This window comes from Curtanaerobium respiraculi, assembly GCF_024609215.1.
GTDB lineage: Bacteria > Actinomycetota > Coriobacteriia > Coriobacteriales > Eggerthellaceae > Curtanaerobium > Curtanaerobium respiraculi.
Genome location: NZ_JANIPD030000040.1, coordinates 77960 through 100829, shown reverse-complemented (window position 1 = coordinate 100829; position 22870 = coordinate 77960). Strand labels below are relative to the sequence as shown.

General features: G+C 58.9%; 18 protein-coding genes and 1 pseudogene. 12 read left to right on the top strand and 7 right to left on the bottom strand.

The genetic code is table 11. The features are described from left to right. Positions 1-9: 9 nt before the first annotated feature. Positions 10-1623 carry an ABC transporter substrate-binding protein gene (locus tag NOV21_RS09310; RefSeq protein WP_283170774.1) on the bottom strand — a complete coding sequence of 538 codons (1614 nt, stop codon included), beginning with the start codon at positions 1621-1623 and terminating at the stop codon, positions 10-12. 444 nt (positions 1624-2067) lie between these two features. On the opposite strand from NOV21_RS09310, the gene NOV21_RS09305 reads away from it, so the two are divergent. Genes NOV21_RS09305 through NOV21_RS09290 form a run of 4 tightly spaced genes read left to right on the top strand, consistent with a single transcriptional unit; the run spans position 2068 to position 5328 of the window. After that, positions 2068-2613 carry an FmdE family protein gene (locus NOV21_RS09305; protein ID WP_283170773.1) on the top strand — a complete coding sequence of 182 codons (546 nt, stop codon included), beginning with the start codon at positions 2068-2070 and terminating at the stop codon, positions 2611-2613. Next, the gene (locus NOV21_RS09300; protein ID WP_283170772.1) at positions 2613-3659 is read left to right on the top strand and encodes a FecCD family ABC transporter permease; all 1047 of its coding nucleotides are present in this window, start codon (positions 2613-2615) and stop codon (positions 3657-3659) included. The genes NOV21_RS09305 and NOV21_RS09300 overlap by 1 nt, the downstream gene beginning before the upstream one ends. Then, positions 3656-4516 carry an ABC transporter ATP-binding protein gene (locus NOV21_RS09295; RefSeq protein ID WP_283170771.1) on the top strand — a complete coding sequence of 287 codons (861 nt, stop codon included), beginning with the start codon at positions 3656-3658 and terminating at the stop codon, positions 4514-4516. The genes NOV21_RS09300 and NOV21_RS09295 overlap by 4 nt, the downstream gene beginning before the upstream one ends. Then, positions 4513-5328: a class I SAM-dependent methyltransferase gene (locus tag NOV21_RS09290; protein WP_283170770.1), complete on the top strand. Its 816-nt coding sequence runs from the start codon at positions 4513-4515 to the stop codon at positions 5326-5328. Before NOV21_RS09295 ends, NOV21_RS09290 begins: the two co-directional genes overlap by 4 nt. 406 nt (positions 5329-5734) lie before the next feature. Here the strand turns inward: NOV21_RS09290 and NOV21_RS09285 are convergent, their stop codons facing one another. The 6 genes from NOV21_RS09285 to NOV21_RS09260 form a co-directional block, all read right to left on the bottom strand. Further along, on the bottom strand, positions 5735-6856 hold the full coding sequence (locus tag NOV21_RS09285) for an ABC transporter substrate-binding protein (protein ID WP_283170769.1): 1122 nt from the start codon (positions 6854-6856) through the stop codon (positions 5735-5737). A gap of 108 nt (positions 6857-6964) precedes the next feature. Next, positions 6965-7183 carry a hypothetical protein gene (locus NOV21_RS09280; protein WP_283170768.1) on the bottom strand — a complete coding sequence of 73 codons (219 nt, stop codon included), beginning with the start codon at positions 7181-7183 and terminating at the stop codon, positions 6965-6967. Positions 7184-7413: 230 nt separating this feature from the next. Next, positions 7414-11580 carry an InlB B-repeat-containing protein gene (locus NOV21_RS09275; RefSeq protein ID WP_283170767.1) on the bottom strand — a complete coding sequence of 1389 codons (4167 nt, stop codon included), beginning with the start codon at positions 11578-11580 and terminating at the stop codon, positions 7414-7416. 192 nt (positions 11581-11772) lie between these two features. Further along, positions 11773-12612: a hypothetical protein gene (locus NOV21_RS09270; protein WP_283170766.1), complete on the bottom strand. Its 840-nt coding sequence runs from the start codon at positions 12610-12612 to the stop codon at positions 11773-11775. 243 nt (positions 12613-12855) lie between these two features. Beyond that, complete coding sequence (locus NOV21_RS09265) at positions 12856-13713, bottom strand: pirin family protein (protein ID WP_283170765.1); 858 nt, start codon at positions 13711-13713, stop codon at positions 12856-12858. Between the two features lie 179 nt (positions 13714-13892). Beyond that, positions 13893-17045 (bottom strand): Cna B-type domain-containing protein, encoded by a 3153-nt coding sequence (locus NOV21_RS09260; RefSeq protein WP_283170764.1) that lies wholly within the window; start codon positions 17043-17045, stop codon positions 13893-13895. 333 nt (positions 17046-17378) lie between these two features. Between NOV21_RS09260 and NOV21_RS09255 the strand changes: the two genes are divergently transcribed. The 8 genes and pseudogenes from NOV21_RS09255 to NOV21_RS09225 all read left to right on the top strand — a co-directional run bounded on the left by NOV21_RS09255 (position 17379) and on the right by NOV21_RS09225 (position 22819). Then, positions 17379-17840: a Fur family transcriptional regulator gene (locus NOV21_RS09255; RefSeq protein WP_283170763.1), complete on the top strand. Its 462-nt coding sequence runs from the start codon at positions 17379-17381 to the stop codon at positions 17838-17840. A gap of 94 nt (positions 17841-17934) precedes the next feature. Next, positions 17935-18957: a metal ABC transporter substrate-binding protein gene (locus NOV21_RS09250; RefSeq protein WP_283170762.1), complete on the top strand. Its 1023-nt coding sequence runs from the start codon at positions 17935-17937 to the stop codon at positions 18955-18957. Between the two features lie 3 nt (positions 18958-18960). Further along, on the top strand, positions 18961-19683 hold the full coding sequence (locus NOV21_RS09245) for a metal ABC transporter ATP-binding protein (protein ID WP_283170761.1): 723 nt from the start codon (positions 18961-18963) through the stop codon (positions 19681-19683). Continuing rightward, a complete protein-coding gene (locus NOV21_RS09240; protein WP_283170760.1) occupies positions 19683-20519 on the top strand; it encodes a metal ABC transporter permease in 837 nt (278 codons plus the stop codon). The genes NOV21_RS09245 and NOV21_RS09240 overlap by 1 nt, the downstream gene beginning before the upstream one ends. Positions 20520-20971: 452 nt before the next feature. Next, positions 20972-21154, top strand: a pseudogene (locus NOV21_RS11295) (Fic family protein); the annotation flags it as partial. 39 nt (positions 21155-21193) lie between these two features. Beyond that, positions 21194-21325 (top strand): hypothetical protein, encoded by a 132-nt coding sequence (locus tag NOV21_RS09235; RefSeq protein ID WP_283170759.1) that lies wholly within the window; start codon positions 21194-21196, stop codon positions 21323-21325. A gap of 1 nt (position 21326) precedes the next feature. Then, complete coding sequence (locus tag NOV21_RS09230; protein ID WP_283170758.1) at positions 21327-21539, top strand: hypothetical protein; 213 nt, start codon at positions 21327-21329, stop codon at positions 21537-21539. A 179-nt stretch (positions 21540-21718) separates the two neighbouring features. After that, on the top strand, positions 21719-22819 hold the full coding sequence (locus tag NOV21_RS09225; RefSeq protein WP_283170757.1) for an ATP-binding protein: 1101 nt from the start codon (positions 21719-21721) through the stop codon (positions 22817-22819). Positions 22820-22870 lie beyond the last annotated feature (51 nt).

Sequence of the window (22870 nt, the reverse complement as noted above, 5' to 3'; positions counted from 1 at the left end):
TGGCTAGAATCAATCAGCCAAGTCGGTCGTGTACGGAACGATGAAGTCGTGCACCGCAGCACTGTAGCTGAAGCCTTCGATCTTGGGATTCAGCACGAACACGGCACCGTAATGAGCCACGGTGTAGATGGCGGCATCGTTCTGCGCGATAGCCTGAGCCTGGCGGCTCACCTCGTTCTTGGCCTCGCCGGCTTCCATGTTGCGGCATTGCGCAACCAGTTCATCCAGCTCGGGATTGCTGTAGCCGATCTTCTGCGCGTTGGACGATCCCGAATAATAGTTCTGGTACAGATAGTATGCAGCAGAGGGGATGTAGCCCGTTGCCGCCGAATCCAGCGCCATATCGAAATCGCCGTTATCGATTTTCTGGCTGTACGCCGTGCCATCGAGCACGTTCACCTTGGCCTTCACGCCGATTTGGTCGAAATACCCCTGCGTCGCCTGTGCGATCAACGCGTTGCCCGGGCGGCGGGAACCGGTGACGATATCGATGGTCACGCTCTCGCCGTTCCAATCGCGGTAGCCGTCGCCGTCCGTATCTTTGAAGCCTGCCTCGTCGAGCATCTGCTTCGCCAGGTCAACGTTGTATTCATAGGTGTCGACCGACGCATTGTTCCATTGCACGGCATCCATGAAAATGCCGTTCGGAACGCTGCCCACGCCCTGCAGGGCATTGTTCACGATATCTTCCTTGTTCAGCGCGTAGATCAGCGCCTTGCGCACGTTTGCGTCGGCCAGGTACGCCTTGTGCAGATTGTAGGAATAGAAGTAGGTGCGGGCGGTCTCGTACGATGTCACCTCAACGTTCTTCGCATCCTTCAGGGTTTGCAAATCGGTGAAGGGCACGTCGGTGGCGATGTCGACCTCGCCGTTTTGCGCCGCCAGGGAACGGGTGCTGCTATCGGAGATGCACTTCACATCGCGCTCGACGATGGAGGAATCCTGCGCACCGCCCCAATAGCCGTCGAACGTCACGCATTTGAATTCCCCGGTCGAGACGTCGAAATCTTTGTACTGGAAGTATCCGGTCCCCACGGGCTGCACGAATTCACCAGCCGCATTCACTGACGTGGGTGCGATGATGGATGTGGACACGTTCGTGAGCGCAGCGGGAAGCTCGCCGGTCGGGATGCTGGTGGTTATCTCAAGCGTATGGTCGTCCTGGACCTCGCTTGACGCGTAGGACGTGTACTTCGCGAAGCTCTTGTTGTTTGCCGCCGCGCGGTCGAAGCACCACTTCACAGCAGCGGCGTCCATATCGGTCCCGTCGTGGAATTTCACACCTTCGCGCAAGTGGAACACCCACGTGTTATCTCCCGTGCGCTCCCAGCTGGTGGCGAGCGAGGGCAGGAGGTTGAAGTCCGAGTCGGTGTTCACGAGGGTTTCCAGAACGCCCGCAACCTCCTTCAGCATGGTCGCATCGTTCGAGCTGACATCCAAGCTGGTCACCGTTGAAGGGAAGCAGAGCGTGAGGACCTTGTCCCCTCCGCGTTTGGCTTCACCGGATCCGTCGGACGATGAGGTCGAGGCGCAACCCACAAGCATCGCAAGAACAAGAGCCAGGACGGCCGTCATCATCAGCGCAGCGATCAGCCGCGTTCCCTTCATCCTCACCCGAGTCATATCTCCTGCTTCCTTCCTTGCGATTTCCAACGCAAGCCTCTGCCATCGAATCCTCGCACCGCGTTTCCCGCAATGCGTCGCTCCTATCCGCGTGCCCAACTTCCGGGCTCGCTTCGTCGCATTGAGAACCCCTGTACCCAATCGGAGCGAAAAATTGGGCACCTTCCCGGCGATGGCACCCGACGGCGCCGATCGCCATCCCCCATCGGTACATCCAAGACAGAGGAGTAATACGAATATGATATAGATAACACGATTCTGCTCTGAGTACTACTAATTTGTAATTCGTAACATCAACGGTATGGTTTTCCCGGTGGGCAACCCATCGATTTCCGTCCCTGTATCAGGCTGTTTTCATATATATCCTGGTCTAGTAACACTTTTTCATGTAGAGTAACACTCATCTACTTCCACGACGGACCCACAACACCAACGGAGGACAGCATGCTTGATCTGACATTCTGGGAAGAGGCCGCGAAGTTCCATGGGCACAAGTGCCCAGGGCTCGCGATTGGATTCAAGGCGGTCGAAGGCGCCATCGCGGAACTCGGCCTCGACGAGGGCGCCTTCCCCGCAATCGAGGAGGAGATCGTGTGCATCACGGAAAACGACGCCTGCTGCGTTGACGCGGTCCAATGCCTCCTCGGTTGCACATACGGCAAATCGAACCTCGTCCCCCGTCTGCGCGGCAAGATGGCCTTCTCGTTCTTCGCGCGCGATAGCGGCACGAGCGCCCGCCTGATCTTGAAGAAGGGGCTCGGCGACGGGCTCTCCCGCGACGAGTACATGGATTATCTGATCACCACCCCTTATTGCGAGCTTTTCGATGTGAAGCAGCCAACCGTTCAGCTCCCCGAGCCCGCGCGGATCTTCCCGTCGCACGAATGCGCGATCTGCGGCGAGATGACCGCCGAGTACGGGCTGCGCGTCCAAGACGGCAAGTTCGTCTGCTTGGACTGCTACGACGCATACGGCCGAGAAGGGTTCTGATGGAAACCGAGCAGATAACCTCGCAGAGGAGGAAGGTCGAACGCCGGAACATCCTCGCGATTTTCGGCATGGTGATCGTCTGCCTCGCCATGGCATCGGCGGAACTCTGCGCCGGAGCATCCGATTTGAACGTCTTCACCAGCCTCCAGGCGCTGTTCGGGATCGGCACCCCCGGCGACGTCAACACTGTACAATCCATTCGCCTTCCACGCGTCGCCACCGCCTGCGTCACAGGAGCAGGCTTGGCACTTGCGGGCGCGGCGTTGCAGAGTGTGCTTGAAAACCCGCTTGCCTCCGCCTCCACCGTTGGCATCTCCCAAGGAGCCGCTTTCGGCGCCACGCTCGCAATCCTCATCGTGATCCCCGCGGTCGCCGGCTCCGCGTCCAACGCGGGCATGGGCGTCATCGCCCTGTGCGCGTTCGCCGGCGCCATGACATCCAGCCTGGTGGTGCTCCTGTTCTCACGCCTGGGCATCGCGAGCCCCGAGAGCATCATCCTCGTGGGCGTGGCGCTCTCCGCGCTCTGGGCGGGCGCTTCCACCATCCTGCAATACTTCAGCAACGACCTCAACCTCACGAAGGTCATCTTCTGGCAGTTCGGCGACCTCGGACGCGCCACCTGGGAGCAGATCTGCCTGATGTTCGTCGTCGGCGGCGCGTGCTCGATCTACTTTTTCCTCAACCGGTGGAACTACAACGCGCTGCAGAACGGCGGCAACGTCGCGGGCGGGCTCGGCGTCGACGTGCGGCGCACGCGCCTGGTGGGCGTCTTCGTATCATCGCTGATGGCCGCCATCATGGTATCGTTCGTGGGCCTCATCAACTTCATCGGCCTCATCGCCCCGCACATCGCACGGCGCATCATCGGCAACGACTACCGCTTCCTGCTGCCGGCATCGCTCGTGCTCGGCGCGTTCATCATGCTCGCCAGCGACTTCGTCTCCCGCACGGTCATCTCGCCCATCATACTGCCCATCGGCGCGATCACCTCATTTTTGGGAGCGCCGCTCTTCCTCTACCTCCTGTATCGGGGGTATAAGCGATGACGGCCGCAGGTAAGGGCAGCCTCGCCCCCGAGGCGCCGCGCGAATGCAAACGCGCCTGCTATAAGCCGGGGGAAACGGTATTGGAGGCGGACAGCCTCTCGTACGTGTACCCGCACACGAGCAAAGCCGTGTTCGAGAATATCTCGCTGCATGCGAAGGCGGGATCTATGCTCGCCATCATGGGCAACAACGGCGCGGGCAAATCGACGCTCCTCAACCTCCTGGGCAACATCGAACATCCCACGGAGGGCACCGTGCAGGTGGGCGGAATCGATCTCGGCATGCTCAACCGTCGACAAAACGCCCAGCATATCGCCTATGTGTCGCAGCAGCAGCACGTGCCGCACCTGAGCGTGTACGACGAGGTCGTCCTAGGTCGGCGGCCCCACATCACGTGGAGCATCTCCGACTACGACCGTGAAGTGGTCGCCCGCTGCATCGCCCAGCTCGAGCTTGAGCCGTTCGCCGACCGCTATTGCGACGAGCTTTCCGGGGGCGAGCGGCAAAAGGTCTTCATCGCCCGCGCGCTCGCCCAGCAGACGGAGGTCTTGCTGCTCGACGAGCCCACGAGCGCCCTGGACCCCAAGAACCAGATGGAAGTCCTGCAGAGCATAGCGGATGCCACCAAGCGGGAAAACCTTGCAACCATCCTGGTCATCCACGACGTCAACCTCGCCCTGCGCTTCTGCGACCGCTTCCTGCTCATCCGCAACGGAAAGGTCGTGGCGGAAGGCGGCGCCGAGGCAGTGACCGACAGAACCCTCTCGCAAACGTACGACCTGCCCATGCGCCTTGTCGAATTCGAGGGAATCCGCATGGCCGTAGCAAGCCCCCTCCAGAAGATAGGAGATCAATGACAACCAGCACCTTCCTCAACTTGGATCCGGATACCATCATCGGGCAATGGCGCAACCGCTCTTTGGGAGGGTATGCGAACGCCTCCACCTGGGATGCCGCCGCCGAGAAATGGGCGGCCCGCCCCGTCGCCTCGTGGGATGACGACCCGTTTTTGAAGATGCTCGCCGACGAGGTCGACTTCTCCCGCGGCCTTTCCGTGCTGGACATCGGCTGCGGAGCCGGCCTGTACAGCCTGGCCCTTGCTGCGCGTGCGGAACGGGTGACCGGGACCGATATCTCGCCGAAGATGATCGAGGCTGCGCGGAAGAAGGCGGTGGACGAGGGTATCGGCAACGCCACCTTCGAAGTGGGGGACTTCGCCGAAGGGGGCTCCGGGAAGCGCTACGATCTGGTTATCGCCCACATGACGCCCGCCGTGCGCGACGGCAGGACGTTCGAGAAGATGGCGAACCTCGCGAATGAGTACATCTACGTGGCAAAGCCCTGCCGCCGCCATGATGCGGTCCTCCACGACTTGATGGACGCGGCGGGATTCGTCGACGATGGGAACAACGATGACGATCTGTTCCGCATGATGTGCATCGTATGGGCTCAGGGCTTGAATCCCAGCCTGCGCCACTACACCGACGAATGGCGCAACACGCGCAGCCTCGAGGAGGCGCGCGACTTCTTCATCGAGAAGTCCCTGAAGGGGCGGGTTTCGGACGAAGGCCTGCAAAAGGCGGACGCCCGTCTTGAAGAGCTTGCGGTCGACGGGACCGTGGAAGAGGTCATCACCACCGAGGTATACATGATGGGATGGAGGGTGTGACGCCATTCCGATGAAGCCGGCCCGCCACCGCGCTCGCAAACGCCGACGGGCGCAGCGCGCCGCCATCATCGCGCCACGATTTCGGATTCCGCCTCGCGGCGGACGCCCTTGCCATTGTCTGTGCGCTCCCCGCCACCGGGCGCGCTAGGAAAGCACTGATGAATTCCGCCTTGGCCGGGGGCGGCAGGCTGAGTGCCAGAGCGGCGAAAGGCGAGCGGGCGCGCTGACGTGCGCGAACGGGGATCGAGCCGCTCCGGCGCCAGCATGTCGTTCCCGGGCTGGCGGAATCCGTCAGCGGCTCCCTAGGGACTTTCACCCATGAGAGACGTGTGCATGCTCGGCATACAGGAAACGCCCCGAGGACGGGGCATTTCCTGTATGGTATGCGATCCTGCCTTCGCCGGTTCTACGAGAGCAGATCCACCTTGCCGAACGAATACCCCTCGGAAGCGAGGTCGGCAGAGATATCCTTCCCGAGGAAGAACTTCGTGACCTCGCCGAGCTTCGCCGTTGGATCGATGTCGGAGAAACGATCGGGATACGCGGCGGCGCCGACCGCGTAGCAGTTGGCAACCGCCAGGTCGAGGTTGGTCTGATAGTACCGGTATGACACGAGCGAGTACACCTTGCCCGCCTGGACTGCGGAAAGGTTCTTGAAGTAATCCGGATTGCCGGCAACGTCCTCCCTCACGAGTCCGATATTGCCGGTCTCGACGAAGATGTATTCCGGCTGCGCCGAGCTCACCTTCTCAAGATCCACGTCGAAGCAACCCGTAGTGCCTTCCCCATCGACGATGTTCGTGAGGTTGACGCTGTTGAACGGCGCGAACGCCGCCTCGGTTCCGGCAAAGCCATGGCCCCCGCGGAAGCTCACGCCAGCCGCGTAGGCGGTATGGGAAGGCTGCCCCTCGACGCGCTTCGCAAGGTCGGCTTGGGCGTCCTTCATGTACGCGACGATCTCGTCGGCACGGTCTTCCGCGCCCAGCACCTCGCCCGCAAGCGCGATATTCTCGTAGATGCCCTGGTCGAACACCTTGTCGTTGAATTCGATGCACACCACGGGAATCTTCGTCTTGGCCTGCAGGGAATCGGCCGTATCCTTATCGACGCTCGCGATGATGACGTCGGGCGCTACATTGATGAGCGCTTCTTCGTTGGGAGTCACGCCCTTCGCCCCGCCCTCGCCGATGACGGGCAGATCCTTGAACGATTCGATGTTCACATGACGGTACGTGCAGGTGACGGCGTCCTCCTTCTCGGAAACCTCGACGCCCACCACCTTATCCTGCTGGCCGAGATAGCAGATCACGCGCAGCGAGGAGGCGCCGATACCGACGATCTTCTGCGGCTCGGCGGGCACATCCACCACGCGTCCCGTCACGTCGGTAACCTGCTTGACGGCTGCGCTTTGCTGCGGTTCCTGCTGGGTGCTTGAGCTCGACGACGAGCATCCCGCAAGTGCGAAGACGCCCAACGACAGCGCAATCGCCATGCACAGCACGCCTACGATACGGAGTGGTTTCCTCATCTCTTTTCTCCTTTTCCTTATAGCGAAACATTCCACCCACCAGGACAGTAACACATTTTCATAGTTAGTAACATCCCATGATGTTACTTATCACCGATTGGTGTGAAATCAACCGCTCAAACGGCGGAGATGACCCGCTGTGAATCTCTCGACCGCACAGGGCTGCCGAATCATGCGATCCGCCGCGTCTGTTTCAGTTGATCCTTGTACTTCTTCGCACGATAAGCTGCCACCGGCGATGATCTCGCCCGTCGTACCGATACCGACAAGGATCATCAAGCCAAGCTGGACTGCCGGCGATTCGAATGACTTCTTGGCGATTTCCACCACTGTCTCATTCTAATCTCGATGGTCGTTCGCGGAGGCGGATGGCTCCTGGGCCGAATCCGCTATAACATAACCAGATGCATCGGGTTCGGCGGCAGGTTGGAAAGCCGCCTCCGCCCTTGTATATTGCAGGTGCGATAATCGATCTGCGAAACACGCAAATATGAAGCCGGGTTCGGATGGTGATTCCGAACCCGGCCTTTTGAGCAGTTGCGCTTACCTCAAACTTCTTATTCTCGTCCCTCTCTGCGAACTACGAGCCCAAGAACAATCAGCGAAACGATCATCAAAGCGCCGAGGGGAAGGGCGAAATCAGCATCGCCCGTCTTGGGAGTTTCCGCCTTGCTTTCTTCCTCCGTTACCCGGCTCGTTTCGGGTTCCACAGTAGAATCGGGCTTATCGTTCGTTTTAACGGAATCGGGCTTGTCCGGAGCGGGCGCTGGGGCAGCCTTCTGCAAAACCGTCAAGGTCGCAGATGTGATAGAAGTCGCCCCGTTGGAATCCGTCACCTTGAAAACGATCAGGTACACGCCTGATTTAGCAGTGTCAAACCCATCGGGATACACGATCTCGACCTTGTCGGTCAAATCGCCGTCTTCTTCATCGGAGGCGCTGACCTTCATATCATTCATGATCTCGAACACATCCCCCGCGGTGATCGTAAAGTCTTTGGCGGTCACCTTCGGCGTTTCGTTCAAGGATATCCACGGCTCAGTTGCCTCGATGGTGAGTTGAATCGGTTCATCGGCGATTGCAACAGCATCCTTGCCAGGAGCCCACTGCGTGCCATTCCACTTGAAAGAGAAAGCCTTGTTCTTTCCACTCGGAGCTTGGGCGTAGGACTTGAAAGTGCCGGCAACCTCTCCCTTGATGGTAAATTGCTTGCCCGCTTCGGCATCGGAGGAAAGCTTCAGGCCGGGAATGGTGAGCTTCATCCACGTTGGATTATTTTCTCCGTTGTCGCCAGCGCCGTCCACAACCGCCTCAAGTTGATCATACGTCAGAATCGTGCCCGCATCGGCAAGCTCGAAGGATACGGTCACGGTCTTGCCCTCGACTTTGACATGGCTCACCTTGAAACCTTTGCCGAAATCTTCCGACTTCACCTGAGAAACGTCGAGTCCCTCGGGCAGTTCGATACCATCGGGAACGGTGAAGCTCGCCGTGAAATCAAACCCGCGGATATCAAGACGGATATCCTTGTGGGCGGTATTGGGATAGAGCTTCTCGATGTCATCCATCTGCTCTTTGATGGAGGCGACATTCACGGCGCCGGTAAGGTCGAAACTCGAGCCTTTTTCCCGTTTGATGACGGCATCGTGCTCCGTATCAGTGTCCACAAGCATGTCACCTTCAAGCTCGGCTTCCGTTGTGCTGACGGGCATGAGGGTCGCCTGAATGGTAGGATCGTTCTCGTCGGTGACGATGGCATCGCGACCTTCAGCGGTTTGAACGCCGTTCCATGTGAACGAAAATGCTTTGGTGGTGCCTGAAGCAGATGTCGCCTTGGAGAAGAACGTGCCGGTTACGGTGCCGGGAACGGTCAGCTTTGTACCCGGGTTCACCCCGGGATCGATTTCGATCTTGGGAACAGTGAGGGTCATCTCTTTGTCAACTGCATCTACAGCATCCTTGAGCTGCTTGTAATTATCGATGCCATCCTTCAACGTCATCGTGACGGTGATCTTCTGGCCTTCGATGAGAAGGTCCGTCACCGTGAAGGTGTCCGCAAAGCCGCCAACCTTGACATCCTCCTTCTTCAGGTCGTCGGCGTACTCCATGCCATCGGGAAGGGTGAGCGTCGCCTTGAAACTCGATTCCAACTCGCTGAGTTTGATGGTTTCGAACTTGTCGGGGGTGGTGTTGAACTGCTTTTCGATAGCGGACATTTGCTCTTTGACGTTGGAAACGTCCACAACACCGGTCAACTTGACCTTGTCACCCGTGAAGACTTCGTGTACGGCAGCGTGCTCGGTATCGCCATCGACTTCAAGGTCGGCCGGCAGCTCGCTTTCCAGGGGAACGACCGTCACCAGAGTTTGCTGTATCTTGTCGCCTTTGGGATCCTTGCCTGCAGGCAGTTGCTGAGAGCCCCAACTGAATTCAAAACGCTTGACGGTTTCGCCGTCCTGGGCAATTGAATGGAATGTGCCGTCGACGTCGCCAATGGCGGTGAGCTCTTTCCCACTCTCCACGCCATCCACCAAGCTGAGTCCGGACACGGTTGCGGTGATCAGGTCGGAATCGTTGATATCGGACGCACCGTGTGTTGCCGCGAGGCCCGTTGAATTCACGGCATCCTTTAACTTTTGATAGGTGTCGATACCGTCTGCAAGTTTGAAGACGACAGTTACGGTCTGTCCTTTGACCTTGGTAGAATCAACCGTGAACAGCTTCCCCAATCCATCGACCTTGACTTGCGCGTCAGCGGGAACTTTGACATCCTCGGGAAGCGTGATGCTTGCTGTGAACGTCGACCTGATGTCGGAAAGCACGATATTGGAGAAGTTCTCAGGCTTCTCGCTGAACTGATCCTCGATAGCAGACATTTGATTTTTGATGTCGGTAGTGACGATGGCGCCCGTCAGACTGAATTTTTCGCCGGACTTAACGAATTTAATCTGATTGGTTACTTCTTTTGAATCGCCCCACATATCGGCATCGAGCGTACCCCGGGCCTCAACAGTTTTGACAGCCGGATCGTTTTTCCACTTGAGATAATAGGTGAGGTCAGCATCGACCTTCGTGCCGCCATGGATGGAAGCTTGATTCTTGCCTTCTGCATCGGTGAACCAATAAGCATTCTCGTGATCGTATACATAGCCGAAAATGGACTGCTCTTTCACATCAGGATCAAGAACAAAGAAGTTACGAGAGGCAATCCCTTTATAAGCGTCAACCCCATCATCTCCAACAGGGTTGGAGATACCCGGCGCGTTCGCATCAAGAGAGGCATTCAACGATTTCAAAAGGCTGTTTAACGTCATGTTGTCAGAGACCTTCGCCTGTTTCTTGACCGTAGCAATCTCCCCACCGCTTACATCGGTGGAAATCTCGAACGCATCGGGATTCTTCTTGAACACGCTATCGTTATCGAAAATGCCCCCGTTAGCGGAAAAGCGCACCGTAACCATCTGATCTTCCCATTGGGCATAGAGGTCAAGCGAAAATTTATCTGCGGGAACGATGACGGTAGAACCCACCTCGTAGCTCTCTCCCGTACCATCCGCGCTGGTATTCCAACCCGTGAAGGTCTTACCCTTCACGGAGAAGGCGGGGTTCGCTGCGATAACCGTATCGAGGGAGGCAATCTGTGAACTACGATCTGCCTTGCTGCCCGTGGCAGTGTAGGCTGCATCATCAGAAAGGTTATTGTGGTACACGACACCGTAGCTCGCGGAGTCGCTCTTCCACTTGGCGTAAACAGCAATGGGACCGGCAATCCTCATGGATAAGTCGAAAGCCCGCTCAGTTCCCGCGCCGTCCTTGTAGTACCAGCCGAGGAACTTATAACCAGGAGCCACGGGATCAGAAGGCACATCGGAAGTACCTTCTGCAGGGATTGCATCGGGCAGCGCATAGCCGCGCATGGCAAGGGCATTCTTGTCACTCTTGGAACCATCGGCAAAGGTTGCAGAAACCGTCTCTGCTGCATCGTCCGCATTAAGTTTGAAGGTGACGTTCTCACCGGGAATCCACACGTGCTTCTGAGCATCCTCGGAAGCGTTTGCCACAGGATAGGCATAGGCGTTACCGCTCTTATTGAGAGGAGCGAGTTCGTTTTGGCTGGCATCTGCAAGGGTGAAAAGCATCAGCTTCTCGTTGCCGTTGGCCTCGCCGTTGGTGGGCACGGTACTGCCAGAGCTGGAGTTGTAAGAAGGCTCGTACTTCACAAGATGAGAGCCGCCGAGTACGACATAGTTTCCATCTTTCGTGCTGGCACCAGTATCGCCGTTTTTCGATGCAGGAGTTTCGACGCGGGAATTACCGTTGATTTCAATGGAGCCATTCGTTTGAACACCGAAAAGAGCACCACTGTTCTTGCCATTCCCCTTTAGCACTGAATCAGTGAGTACGACTGCACCAGTATTGACGTTGAGACCACCCGTGCCGCTGTTGTTGAACTCAAGCGTTGAGTTGGTTACCCGGATGGTCCCACCTATAGCGCCAATGGAAATGCCCGCGGTAGACCCGGCATTCGTAGTGATGTGCGAGTTGACGATGGATGAGGAAGATTGGATAGTCATACCCGTGCCGCCCCAAGAACCACCTTTGTTGATGGTCAACTCGGAATCGACCATGTTCAAACTATTCACGTAGAAGGTCTGACCAAACCCCGCAACCGTCAACGAGCCGTTTTTCAGGTTGAGATCGCGCGCATCGAACCACGTTCGCACTTGAGAGTTTACATTGATCGTGCAGTTCTCGAACGTGGTGCCACTTTCGTAGAAGTTGGTATTGCTCTTGTCATCAGCGGTGATGACAAGGCTTGTCTTGCCCGCGCTGCCTTTGATGGTGCCGGCAAGGGCGATACCACGAGTGCCGCTACCACCCGCATTGTCCTTGAAAATGTAGTTGCCATCGAGCAGCTAGGCTCCAGCAGGAACCGTGAGCGCAGTTCCGAACCCACTCATGGAAAGCGTGGCACCGTTCTCGCACTTGAGAGTAGAGCCGCTCTCCAGCTTGATGCCATCGTTGCCGGAACCGGTCATGGTCGTGTTTGCAGCGATCACAAGCTTCACACCGCTGGGAATGGTTGTCGTGGGAAGTTTCTCGAAGGTACCCTTCAGGTAGATTGTGGCAATTGCCGGATTGGCGTCCTGCAGCTCAAGTGCCTTGGTGAGCGTTTTGAGGGCGGTACCTTCGGTACCGCCGTTGTTGATATCATCCCCGGCAGCACCATCGACCCACAACTCGGTTAGGCTGGCAGGGTTCGCTTCGCGATTCTTGCCGATTTCCTCAGCGAGCGCCCCACCTGGCACTCGTGTAGAGTTGGCAGCGTCTCCACCAAGCAAACCAGTGGATTGGCCATCTGAGCTCTTGGAATCAGATTTTGAACCACCAGTCGCATCCTGACCGGAAACATCGCCGGAAGTGGACGAAACATCGGCCAGACCAGATGCAGCAGCGTCAGAACCGGCAGATTCCCGAGCTGTTTCCCTATCGCCCTGCACTTGATCATCCGCCGGAACGGTGTAAGACGTGGGCGCCTCCACCAAGGTCTCTACCCCGGATGCGGGTTGATCGCTTTTATTTTCGTTACCATCCTCTGCAAAAGCCAAGACGCTTGGGGTGAAACCGCTCAATGCAAAGGCAAGGACAAAAGCCATTCCCGTCCTTGAGACGTGCCGCACGAAATCGGATAGCCTCAGTGTCGCCTTCCCGGAATTTCTTCTATCCATGCGTAAATATCCTTCCATTTTTTTCAAGGGGCAGCTCTTCCCCGCATGCTTGAATTCCGACTGAATATGAACAGTTGTCGAAAGAAAATCAACGATAAGGAGGCGTTTTGCCCCTCATTCATAAATAGGACACATTTCATATCTTGCAGTCGATCAGCGGATCAGCTATTCGCCGCCCAGCAGCAAAGCAGGGGATCGAATCCATGTTCGATCCCCTTCGATCAATGTTCGCAATCCCGCATGAAACCATACGAACGATCCCATTGGTGATCACATCGCGGGTTCGTGTCTGATGAACGTGTCGTTGCGGATGTCTTTGAACGCCTGACGGAGCTCCTCGTCGGTGTTCATGACGACCGGGCCACCCCATGCGACCGGCTCGTGCAGAGGATGTGCCTGCAGAAGCAGCATGCGCGCGCCTTCCTTGCCCGCCTTCACGCGCAGGTACTCGTCTTGCGTGAAGAGCACGGCTTGATGGTGGTCCTCGAAGTTCTCGCCCCCGTCGAACGAGGCCGATCCGGACACCAGGTACACGAACAGCGTCGCCTCGGGGTCGCTCGGAAACTCCCATTCCTGATTCGGGTTCACCTCGACGTCGAGATACGTCATCGGAACATGCTGGCCCTGGAACGCGCCTTCAATCTCGCCATACGAACCCGCCAGGACGCGCACGGTGGCGATATCGTCCTTGACGACGGGGACGTTCTCCTTCTGGATATCGCCGTATTGCGGATCGCACATCTTATCATCTGCAGGAAGGTTCAGCCACAGCTGGGCCCCCAGCATGCTGTCGGTCGCCTGCGGCATCTCTTGATGGATGATGCCCGAGCCGGCGGTCATCCATTGGCAATCGTCATCCTTGATGCTGCCGCGATTCCCCAGGCTGTCCCCATGCTCGATGTCGCCCTCGATAAGGTAGGTAACGGTTTCGATGCCGCGATGCGGATGCCAGGGGAACCCGGCGACGTAATCCGCCGGATCATCGGAATCGAAAGCATCGAGCATTAGGAACGGGTCGAAGTCGTCGATGTCGTTCTGGCCAACGACGCGCACCAGGTGAACGCCCGCGCCATCCGTCGTGTGGACGCCGCGCACGATGCGCTTGATCGAACGGTACGATTTTTCCATTGCAAGCTCCTTGGTGATTGGTTTGCATATCTTTTCAATCCGCATCATATTACTTGCATACAATATAATTGTACGATTTATAATAATAGCCCTTTTCTCCACAGAATGAACCCCTCCCATACGCCGGAAGGCCGGTCAACAACGACCGGCCTTCCGAGAGAGGGACTTGCGAGGGGGAATTAACGCATCTTCCTGCGAATCGCCACGGCGATAACCAACGCCCCGACGGCCACGATCGCAATGCCTGCGGCAACCGCGCCCGCAACATCGCCGGTTTGCGGAGTCTTTTCAACGGAAGGCCGATCGGGGTGGGGCTTATTCGGCTTAGGGGTATCGGGTTCCGTGGGCTTATGCGCGTTTGTAACGGTGAACCCCTTTTGGACGTCTCCAGAAATCGCAACGGTGTACCCTTCGGGAACATCGACCTCCTCAACCGTGTAGACGATGTCACGGCCGCCGCTCTTGGCAAGGAGGTCGTCGAAGACCGCGGTCCACTGGCCCTCATCCGACAGCTTCGCCGTCTTGCCGGTGTCCACGCCGTCGGCGAGGAGCTTAACGGTCACGCTTGCCGGGCGCAGGCCGTCTTGATTATCCGCGTCGTCCCATTTCTTCTCAACTTTGACTGAGGTCTTCTGAGGGTTGTGGGCGTTGGTGATATCGAACGCTTTCGAAGTGGCGACGTATCCCGCGACCGCGTCTTCGGTCAACGTGTAGGAGATCGCGTGGCCATCTTCTTTGTCGAATTTCGCAAGGCCATCGAACGACCATTTCCAACCATCGGCGGCCGTCACGGTCTTGCTCGCCTTCTCAACCCCGTCGGCGAGCAGGTGGACGGTGATGCTCTCGGGCCGCATGCCATCGCGGTCGCCATCGTCGTTCCAGGTCTTGGAGCCCGCAACATCCACCGTGGTCGTGTTGACGTTGGTGATGGTGAAACCCTTTTCCGCAGTTCCTTGAATGGGTTGCATCATATACGTATCACCGTCGACGTCATCGATGCGCGTTTCCCTCACACTATAGGAAATCAAGGCACCTTTCGAATCACGCTTGGCAAGACCCTCGAACGTCCCCTTCCAGGAATTTTCCGCATTCAGTGGCAGCATCTTGCCGGTCGGCTTGCCATCGGCCAAAAGCTCGATAACAACCGATTTGCCCTCATCACCGATCCACTTTTTTTCAATGGGGATTGCGATGGTCTCGGGAATCGGCTCATTGGTCACTGTCCCCGAGAGGGTTTTCGTCGTCTCGTCTTTGGTCAACGTGCTGTACGAAATGTCCCATGTATTGGCCGGTTCGACCGGAATTGCCTTCCCCTCTGCATCGAACGTCCCCTCGCGAACCTCGATAACCCCCACCGAATCAGGGTTGGGCAGCCCCTCGAACGCGGCTTGGTAGCCGTTGTCCTGGGAAAGCACGACATGATCAAGCACCGTACCGTCGATCACGAGATAGACGGGGACCGCCTTCTTCGAGGATGCGGGAACGGCATCACCCCACACCTTGTTGACAGAAAGCTTCCAACCTTCGTCGTTCTTGCCGCTGGTGAAGCTGCCGTTGGTGGCGATGCCGCCGCCCGCCTTCGCCGTGTTGCCGATGATGACCGTGGTCGCCTTGAGCCTCGCTGCCCGCTTCGCATCATCACTTGCGACCGACTTCAGGGCACGGGATTCAAGCGTTCCATCGATATGGACGGGATCCCCCGGATTGGAGGCGTCGAAACGCGGAGCAGCAGGATCCGCCTTCCATTTGTCAAAGAACTTCGCTCCGTCAGGTGCATATGCGATCGCGCCATCACGGTAAAAGGAAACGACACCACCGCCGAGCATGCGATCGGAAACCGTAACCTTCGCCCCCTCGCTGCTCGACTGGTTCAGGTTTGCGAAGTCATCCCCTGCCGAGGGGTCGTCCGTCGTCGAGTTATCGAAGATCGCCATGCCATCGGTGACCCCGATGGTCGCCTCGCTCGTCGGGCAGCACCACACGCCGCCGCCCATCAGCGACGCGGTGTTGCCTGTGACGAGTGCGCTATCGATTCGCAGCGTGGATACGGTGGAGTTGATGTACACGCCGCCGCCCAAGCTGGCGGCTGAATTCCCCGAGATCGTGCAGCCGGTGATGGTAAGGTCGTTGCTCTCGTCGGCATAGATGCCGCCTCCCGATCCGTTTGAATGATTGCCGCTGATGGTTCCACCAGATATGACCGCGGTCCCCGCATTACGAACGCAGATGCCCGCGCCTGGGCTTATCACCTCGCGACCATCGTCGCGCATGTAGCCCGCCTCGTTGCCGGAAATCGTTCCACCCGTCATGGCGAGGGTCGTCCCCGAATTCACCTTGATGCCGGAATTGGTGTTGTTCGATATCGACCCGCCGGAAAAGTCGAAGTTGGATTTCCCCGTCAATATGACACCGCCGGCATTTCCGTCGATGGAACCGCCCGTCATGCTCATCTGGGAGCCCGATGTGATCACCGCCCATCCGGAAATGGCACGGTTGCCGGTGATGGAACCACCGGTCATGGTGAACGTGGAGCCGTCCCAAACGAGCACCGTCGCCGTGGAAACCGTACCCGTAGCGCCCTTTGGCTCGCCGGTGATAAGCCCGCCGGTCATGGCAAACGTCCCACCGAAGACGGCAACCGTGCCCTCGACCGCAGCGGTTGCCGCACCGCCCGTGAACGTCCCGCTCTTCAAGTTGAGCGCACCGGTGACGGTTGCAACCGAGCCTTGGCTCGACGTCCCGTTCGAGGAACCAAAAAATCTCAGATTAGCATCGGACGTTGCCGCGATTGTGAGGGTTCCCTCGACCTTGAACATCGGCTCCGCCGTGCTCTTGATCGTGCGGGCGGTTCCATCATCGGTCAACGTGATGGATTTCCCGGCAGGGATCACCACGGTTTCGGTCAAACCCATATCGCTCGTGATGGTCACTGTACCGCCGTTTGGAGCATCATCGATCATCTGCTGAAGCGGCGAAGGGGCGGCAGGCGCCCGCAGAGGAGCAGCCCGTGACGCAAGCGGTTCCGAATCGGCAGAGGTGGGAGGCTCAGCCGAATCCGCAGGATCGGATGGGTCCTGCCCATCCTCCGTTGAAGCGTCTGCGGATTGGGTTTCGCTTGAGGACGAAGCTAGCTGCGCGGATGACGGAACCTCGGTTGGATCGACATCGGACGACAACGCCGTGCCATCCCGCAATGCGACCCCGTCGGCCGCGGGCAGCACCGCCGACGAGGTCGACGAGGTCTCATCGGCCAGCGCCTGCACAGCGCCGACGGTGAAGCAGGAGCATGCTATCAACACGATGCTGGCACAATACCGGAATCTCTTTTTCATTCACGCCCTCCATAAGGAAAAACCCCCGCATAGCCATACGGAGAAAGAAACCTCGCCTATATTACACGCATCTAGTTAGGATTGCTAACTTTCTCATGAGCGCACGTCCAGTAAGAGAATCAAACCTGAGATGCGACCCTTGCTTCTCACGTTGGAAAAGACTTCCCCCATCAACACGGCAAGCCGGCGCAACATCGATCCACCCGCTTTTCGGCAACAGCTCCATCTCCCGTCTCGACATGGGTCGATCCTTGGCACGTGGAGATTCCGTGGACGCGAATCTGATGGACTAATATGAGAATGCTTCTCAATATCAGTTTCAAAGGGGTTTCTGTGCGTTACAAGACGAAGCAGCAGGATGCGATCCTCTCCGTGCTTTCCCGCGAACAGCACGTCACCGCCGACGAGCTCGTCGATGCGCTGAAGGCGGCGGGCACACCCGTGAGCACCGCGACCGCCTATCGGGCGCTCACGCGGTTCGAGGAAGAGGGGTTGGTCCGCAGGATGCCGACGTCGGGCAAGCGTGCAAGCTGCTTCGAATATCTCGGCCAGCGCGGCGATGACGCGATGCCCATCTCGGTCCATTGCGAATGCCGCGAATGCGGGAGGATCATCCACCTGCGATGCCACGAGCTCGACAGCCTGAAGGAACACATCGCCGCCAAGCACGGATTCGACATCGACCCGTGGCAGACCGTGCTGTTCGGCATTTGCGATGACTGCAAGTCGAAGAAGCCGCACCGCGAAGAGACCCCGACCGACCGTTTCCAGGGAGGTAATGGCCGCATCGTCTGATCGAGCCGCCATGCTCCGCTTCGCCCTCGCCCACCGCGCCGCGAACGGAGTGTCCACGCGTATCCGAACCCACTAATCAGAGAGAAAGAAGACTATGAAGAAAATCATCGCCGTCGCCGCGGCACTTGTCATGTGCATCGCCATTTTGGCGGGCTGCTCGAGCCAAGGCAGCACATCGACCCCTTCGAGCGACGAGAAAGTCAAAGTCGTCGCGACCATCTTCCCGCAGTACGACTTCGCCAAGCAGATCGGCGGAGACCGCGCCGACGTTCAGATGCTGCTGGCCCCCGGCGCCGAGGCGCATTCGTACGAACCCACCCCCGAAGACATCAAGACCATCCAGAACGCCGACCTGTTCGTGTACGTGGGCGGCGAGAACGACGAATGGGTGGAAGACATCCTGGAGTCCATGGGAGATAAGGCGCCCCAGACCCTGAAGCTGGTCGACTGCGTGAAGACCGTCGAGGAAGAGACCGTCGAGGGCATGCAGGAAGAGCATGAGCACGCGGACGGCGAAGCCCATGAGCACGCCGAGGGAGAGGCGCATGAGCACGAGCATGAGCATGAGCACGCCGACGGCGAGGAGGCCGAGATCGACGAGCACGTGTGGACCTCGCCCAAGAACGCCGAGGCCATCGTCGATGCGCTGTGCGATCGCATGTCAAGCGCCCGGCCGGCCGATGCCGACGCCTTCAAGGCGAACGCGACCGAGTACAAAAAGCAGCTGGAAGAGCTGGACGGCAAATTCCGCGACGTGGTGAACAACGCGAACCGGAAGACCATCGTCTTCGGCGATCGCTTCCCCCTGCGCTACTTCGTCGAGGAATACGGCCTGAACTACTACGCCGCCTTCCCGGGCTGCGCCACCGACACCGAGGCGAGCGCCGATACCGTGGCGTTCCTGATCAATAAGGTAAAAGAGGAGAAGATCCCCGTCGTGTTCTCGATCGAGCTCTCAAATGGTAAGATCGCCGACACTATCGCAGAATCCACCGGTGCGAAGCGCCTGACGTTCTATACCTGCCATAACGTTTCGGCCGATCAGATGAAAGAGGGCGCGACGTACATGTCGATGATGACCGAAAACGTCGATGCCCTGAGGAAGGCGCTCGCGTAACACATGAGCTTGATATCCTGCCGTGATGCCTCGTTTGCATACGATGGCGCGCCCGCCGTGCGCAAACTGAACTTCGCCGTGGACAGCGGCGACTACCTGTGCGTGGTGGGCGAAAACGGCGCGGGGAAATCCACGCTGGTCAAAGGCTTGCTCGGGCTGATCAAACCCGCTTCGGGCAGCGTCGAGTACGGGGACGGCCTGAGGCTGGACGAGGTGGGATATCTGCCCCAGAAGAGCGCGCCGCGCGCCGATTTCCCCGCGAGCGTGGAGGAGGTGGTGCTCTCAGGGTGCTTGAACAGCCTGGGGCGCCGCCCCTTCTACCAGAAGGCGCACCGGGACAAGATGGCACACAATCTGGAGCTCATGAGCGCAACCAACCTGCGCAAACGCAAGTTCAGCGAGCTTTCGGGCGGCCAGCAGCAACGCGTGCTGTTGGCCCGCGCCCTGTGCGCCACATCGCGCCTTGTGCTGTTGGACGAGCCCGCCTCGGGCTTGGACCCCGAAGCCACTACCGAGCTGTACGACCGCATAGATGCCGTGAACGACGCGGACGGCATCGCGGTGATCATGGTGTCGCACGATACGCAGTGCGCCGCCACGCGCGCATCGCACATACTGCACCTCTCGCTCGACCAGCTGTTCTTCGGAACGCGGCAGGAGTATCTTGCCACGGAGCTGGGACGCTCCTTCTTGGGCGTCCGCGCGGAAGAAAGCGGGGGCCGCTGATGGCGCTTGTTGCGGAAATGCTCTCCTACCCGTTCATGGTGCGCGCGTTCATCGTGGGCACATTGGTCGCGCTGTGCGCGGCGCTTCTGGGCGTGAGCCTGGTGCTGCGGCGCTTTTCCATGATCGGCGACGGGCTGTCGCACGTGGGCTTCGGCGCCATGGCCGTGGCGACGGCCGTGAACGCGGCGCCGCTTGCCGTGGCGATCCCCGTGGTGGTCGCCTCCGCCTTCCTGCTTTTGCGCGTCAGCGACGGCAGCAAGATCAAAGGCGACGCCTCCGTCGCGCTCATATCCACGGGCGCGCTCGCCGTGGGCGTGTTCGTGATCTCCATGTCCACCGGTATGAACACCGACGTGGACAACTACCTGTTCGGCAGCATCCTGGGGCTCTCGCAGACCGACGTGGTGCTCTCCATCATCGTGTCGGTCGCGGTGCTTATCGTGTTCGTCATCCTGTACAACCGCATCGTGGCCATCACATTCGACGAGTCGTTCGCCAAGGCCACGGGCACCAACACCGGCGCCTACAACGCCGCGCTCGCCACGCTGGCGGCACTGGTCATCGTGCTGGGCATGAAGCTGATGGGCGCGCTGCTCATCTCCAGCCTCATCGTGTTCCCCGCGCTCACCTCCATGCGCGTGCACGACTCGTTCCGCCGCGTCACCATCAGCTCGGCCGTCGTTTCCGTGGCGTGCCTGTGGATCGGCATCACCGTGTCGTATGTGTTCTCCACCCCCGCCGGCGCGAGCGTAGTGCTCTGCAACATCGCGGCGTTCTTCCTGCATTGGGCTGTCGGAGCCATCCTTCGCCGCGCCCCGAAAGGGTCGCAGCGCTAGGTCTCGCAGTGCGCTTGCACCCTGTTGCAGCGTACGCCGGTTCTCTGCGTGCAGCACGTGCTCACCGTTCTCCGCGATCCACCCCGCAACGCCTCTTCAAGTCCGCGGCGATGCCAAGCCCCGTATGCCGCCCCCTTCCGCCATCCCCTCCTTCGCGAGATTATCGGTTATCGAGGCTGTCCGGATTTGCCCCCCTCAGGCTGTCTAGAAACTCCTATCAATCTGTTCAAGCATACATCACATAGTATCTATATGTTTATTGAAACACTATATGTCATATGAACAGAAGTCTCAGAGGGAGTTTCGAGACAGTCTCCCCTCATAAGCATCGCGCGTAAACCTTGTAGCTGACAGACTCCTCCGCCGCGAGCGTCCTTGCCTTTTCGCAAACACTGCACGCCCCTGATTACTGCAACCCGTCTTACGATGACAGAGCCTCGGGCTCTCCCCCGGTGCCAACGCCGAACGGTCGCTCCCATGGTACGATACCCACGCAAGGAGGCGCCGTGCAAATCGAAGCTGCGCATAACCGATGCGTTGCGTGGTGGGAAGCGCTCACGATTGCAGCGTTCGCGCACGCGCGACTCGTAGGAATCCACCCGTTTGCCGACGGGAACGGGCGCGTTGCGCGGCTCCTTATGAACCGCGAGCTGCTACGACGGAATCACCCGCCCGTGGCAATCCGTGAAGAACAGCGTCTGGCGTACTACGGCGCCCTCGACGCCTTCCATCGCGAAGGCGACCTGGACGCACCGGAAGCTTTCCTGAAGATCGCCTGCATTTCCGACTGGAGAGGCAGATCGTAGCATGCGCATATGGAAAGACGAGAAAGGCAACTTGTTGACCGACGAGCAGGTGCTCAAGGCGGTTGCGGCTTGCGGCTCCCTTTCCGCTGCGGCAGCGGCGAACGACATTGCGCTCATGGACGAGTCGGAATCGGCAACCTGTAACCGCGTTGAAGCGCAACCCGGCCAGATGCCGCGGCGATCGCTCGAATACTATCTGGCACAACTCGATTAGATCCAAATCGCATCCCCGAAGTCCCTGCGCCCTGCGGTCAATCGCGGGGCGCAGTGCCATTGCGGGGCGCAGTGCCATTGCGGCACGCACGGCAACCCCGGAATGCACTCGACGCACGCGAAAATTGACAAATAGGAAAAAAAGGAAAGAATAGGAAAAAAGGAAAAGATGGAGGCATCATGGTCATCGATTTCATTTTCTCGCCTGCCTTCGGCAATCGCCCGTCGCATCTCGTCGGCCGCGAGCCGATCCTGCGCGCATTCGAGAGCGCTCTTAGGTCAAAGCCCGGCAGCAAAGACCGTGCAATCGTTGTACTGGGGCAACGAGGCAGCGGCAAAACCGTGCTGCTGTGGGAATTCGCAGATCGCGCCCGTCAGCAAGGCTATGTCGTCGCTTCCCCCACGATCGCCTCGGAGGGCATGTTGGAGCGTGTTGTCGAAAAGGTGCAGGACGACGGGGAAAAATATGTCCACAATAAGACGAGTTACGTCTCAGGGGGTTCGGTGGGCGCCCTCGGCTTTTCGGCAGGCCTTCAGTTCACACGCGACGTCCAGGAGTCCAAGACGTTCGAGTACAAGCTCGCAAGCCTGGCGCGGAGACTGAGCGAACGAGGCCGGGGGATCGTCATACTGATCGATGAGCTCCAAGCCAGCTCGACTGAGATCCGCCAGCTCGTGATCGCTTACCAGGAGCTCGTGGGCGAGGGGCTCGACGTCGCCCTGGTCATGGCGGGCCTGCCCGGCGCGGTTTCCGCCACGCTCAACGACAAGGTTCTCACGTTTTTGAACCGCGCCCGCAAGGTGGAGCTCCCGCCCTTGGCACGCGGCGACGTGGATGCGTTCTTCCTCCAAGCGTTCGATGAGCTCGGCGTCGCCATTGCCCCGGACTTGCGGCACGAGGCGTCGAATGCGGTCCAAGGATCGCCCTACATGCTCCAACTCGTCGGCCACTACATCTGCGCATATGCGCGAGACAGCGGCAAAGTCGAACGAAAAGAGCTGGATGCGGCGATCGACGAGGCGCGAGCCTATTTTCGGATGGATGTGTGCGAGACGACGTTGGCAGCGCTCTCCCATCGCGATGCCGATTTCCTGGCCGCCATGGCGGAGGACGAGGGGCCAAGCGCCATAGCGGATGTTGCGACACGCATGGGGGTGTCGCAAGACTATGCTCAAAAATACCGTCGCCGCCTTATCGACGCGGGCGTGATCGAAGCCGCGGGACGCGGCAAGATAGCATTCGCCGTCCCCTATCTGGGAGGCTACTTGAAGAACGGCTAAAGGAAGCGAGACGGGGCCGGACGCCGCCGCGGGAAAGCAATGCAACAGCTT

Excerpts from the sequence above, each read along its gene's own strand:
- NOV21_RS09310 (WP_283170774.1), bottom strand. The coding sequence starts at position 1,623 with ATGACTCGGGTGAGGATGAAGGGAACGCGGCTGATCGCTGCGCTGATG.
- NOV21_RS09305 (WP_283170773.1), top strand. The coding sequence starts at position 2,068 with ATGCTTGATCTGACATTCTGGGAAGAGGCCGCGAAGTTCCATGGGCAC.
- NOV21_RS09300 (WP_283170772.1), top strand. The coding sequence starts at position 2,613 with ATGGAAACCGAGCAGATAACCTCGCAGAGGAGGAAGGTCGAACGCCGG.
- NOV21_RS09295 (WP_283170771.1), top strand. The coding sequence starts at position 3,656 with ATGACGGCCGCAGGTAAGGGCAGCCTCGCCCCCGAGGCGCCGCGCGAA.
- NOV21_RS09290 (WP_283170770.1), top strand. The coding sequence starts at position 4,513 with ATGACAACCAGCACCTTCCTCAACTTGGATCCGGATACCATCATCGGG.
- NOV21_RS09285 (WP_283170769.1), bottom strand. The coding sequence starts at position 6,856 with ATGAGGAAACCACTCCGTATCGTAGGCGTGCTGTGCATGGCGATTGCG.
- NOV21_RS09265 (WP_283170765.1), bottom strand. The coding sequence starts at position 13,713 with ATGGAAAAATCGTACCGTTCGATCAAGCGCATCGTGCGCGGCGTCCAC.
- NOV21_RS09260 (WP_283170764.1), bottom strand. The coding sequence starts at position 17,045 with ATGAAAAAGAGATTCCGGTATTGTGCCAGCATCGTGTTGATAGCATGC.
- NOV21_RS09250 (WP_283170762.1), top strand. The coding sequence starts at position 17,935 with ATGAAGAAAATCATCGCCGTCGCCGCGGCACTTGTCATGTGCATCGCC.
- NOV21_RS09245 (WP_283170761.1), top strand. The coding sequence starts at position 18,961 with ATGAGCTTGATATCCTGCCGTGATGCCTCGTTTGCATACGATGGCGCG.
- NOV21_RS09240 (WP_283170760.1), top strand. The coding sequence starts at position 19,683 with ATGGCGCTTGTTGCGGAAATGCTCTCCTACCCGTTCATGGTGCGCGCG.
- NOV21_RS09230 (WP_283170758.1), top strand. The coding sequence starts at position 21,327 with ATGCGCATATGGAAAGACGAGAAAGGCAACTTGTTGACCGACGAGCAG.
- NOV21_RS09225 (WP_283170757.1), top strand. The coding sequence starts at position 21,719 with ATGGTCATCGATTTCATTTTCTCGCCTGCCTTCGGCAATCGCCCGTCG.